This is a genomic window from Pseudomonas sp. SB113 (genome assembly GCF_040754745.1).
Lineage (GTDB): Bacteria > Pseudomonadota > Gammaproteobacteria > Pseudomonadales > Pseudomonadaceae > Aquipseudomonas > Aquipseudomonas grimontii.
In genome coordinates this window covers 1-438 of the sequence record NZ_JBFMHW010000190.1, presented here as the reverse complement: position 1 = coordinate 438, position 438 = coordinate 1, and the positions used below count along the sequence as shown (strand labels likewise).

Sequence of the window (438 nt, the reverse complement as noted above, 5' to 3'; positions counted from 1 at the left end):
GGCCATTTTACTGCCGATGGCGCGTATGATAGCACCCCAACCTATTACGCTGTCCTGGTCACAGCCCAGGCGCAAAGGTCGTCATTCCACCACGCTCGAACGCAATTAAACAACCCAACGCCCGAGCGTCCTACCAGAGAGACGACCACATCGCCTCCGTGCAGATAGATGGCCGGCTGAAATGGCAGGCATCTACCGGCTATGGCAAACGAGCTTTGGTTGAAACCGCGATGGGTCGATACAAAGGCGTCATTGGACCGAGTTTGCGCGCTCGGTCATTCCTTGCTCAACAGACAGAGGCTGCGATCGACGTCGCCATCCTTAACCGAATACTTGCCTGCGGACGCCCGAAATCCGTTCGTTGCCAAGCCTCGACGGGAGCAACCAAATAAGCGGTCGATCAAAGACCGAATCCCGCACATTTGCTGATCCTCGCAC

At 56.4% G+C, this 438-nt stretch carries 1 pseudogene; it reads left to right on the top strand.

The window, feature by feature from the left end:
• Nucleotides 1–392, top strand: a pseudogene (locus tag AB1462_RS32105) (transposase); the annotation flags it as partial.
• Nucleotides 393–438: the final 46 nt, after the last annotated feature.